This is a genomic window from Vibrio sp. V03_P4A6T147 (assembly GCF_002241085.1).
GTDB lineage: Bacteria > Pseudomonadota > Gammaproteobacteria > Enterobacterales > Vibrionaceae > Vibrio > Vibrio anguillarum.
The window spans coordinates 21242-22403 of the sequence record NZ_NDIO01000039.1 but is presented as its reverse complement, the minus strand read 5'-3'; the positions used below and the strand labels follow the sequence as shown (position 1 = coordinate 22403).

General features: G+C 40.6%; 3 protein-coding genes. 1 reads left to right on the top strand and 2 read right to left on the bottom strand.

From position 1 onward, the window contains the following. The coding region (locus tag B9J84_RS01520; protein ID WP_404206164.1) for an HAD family hydrolase at window positions 1–666 on the top strand (666 nt) is incomplete at its 5' end. Here B9J84_RS01520 and B9J84_RS16275 read toward each other — a convergent pair. Together B9J84_RS16275 and B9J84_RS16270 are read right to left on the bottom strand one after the other, a co-directional pair. Next, window positions 623–835: a hypothetical protein gene (locus B9J84_RS16275; protein ID WP_010318303.1), complete on the bottom strand. Its 213-nt coding sequence runs from the start codon at window positions 833–835 to the stop codon at window positions 623–625. The genes B9J84_RS01520 and B9J84_RS16275 overlap by 44 nt on opposite strands. 114 nt (window positions 836–949) lie before the next feature. Next, a partial coding sequence (locus B9J84_RS16270; RefSeq protein ID WP_404206163.1) for a DUF2238 domain-containing protein occupies window positions 950–1162 on the bottom strand: 213 nt, incomplete at its 5' end.

Below are 1162 nucleotides of genomic sequence, written 5' to 3'. Positions count from 1 at the left end.
ATTTTCGACTGTGAAGGTACTTTAGTTGATAGTGAGCGTTTGTGCTGCGAAGCGCTAGTCAATGTATTGAACCAACTAGGAGCCCACCTTACTTTTGCACAAGTGAGTAACCATTTTGAAGGTGGGAAGATTGCGGACATACTGTTTCAGGCACTTGAACATACCAACATTAACGCCGATCTTGATCTTTTAGAGAACCTTTATCGGGATAAAGTTAATGAGCTCTTCCAGCAATATCTTTCACCCATGGATGGTGCGATAGAACTACTTGAGTATTTACGCCAGCAGGGTATTGAATACTGTGTCACCTCTAATGCACCTAAAGAAAAAATATCATCAATTTTACAACGGAGCGGTTTGCTCCCTTTGTTTGAAGGACGCATTTTTTCAGCCTTTGATGCGAATAGTTGGAAGCCTGAACCTGATTTGATTCGTTATTGTGCGATGAATATGGGATTTCTTTTGCAAGAATGTATTTATGTGGATGATTCAGCAAAAGGGGTTGAAGCGGGTATCAATGCAGAGGTACCAACCGTTCAGCTAGCACCTCTTAACCCACAGGGTTTTTCTCAAGCGCCTAATGTCGTTGTTATCGACACATTACTTGAGCTTAAACCATGGCTCAATGCACATTGTTGGCCAAGCAATGAATGTGTTTATGACTGATTAGCGCTGTGTGTACACCAATCATTTGCTGGACGCTTTGTAAGTGGTCGGTTTTAAAACCACATTGTGCGCAGATAAACTTTTCATTGTTTGTGGAAATAAAGTATTCGTCATGTTGACAAAGTGGACAGCAGTCTATTTTTTCAAGTGTTTTATTTATATTTTTCATAATCAATTCTCAGCAGCAAAAAGGGAGAGTCATGTTCTCCGTACTCACAGAATAAACACTAATCAAAACTTGCTCTCGGTAATATTTACCTTAGTTCCAAAAATTAGAGGCATTTCATACTTCACTGTAAGGAATGTTTGATTTTGGCCTAAACCATAATAGGCAAAGTGCCGTCATTGCCCCAAGGGTATCGCATAACATGTCTTTTTGTGCGTCCCAAATGTCGCCTTGTGAACCCAGAAAAGCGATTCCCTCATCACCACCCGCGATTGAGGCATACCACCATTCAATAATTTCGTAACCTGCTGCGATACTCATGATAGAGAA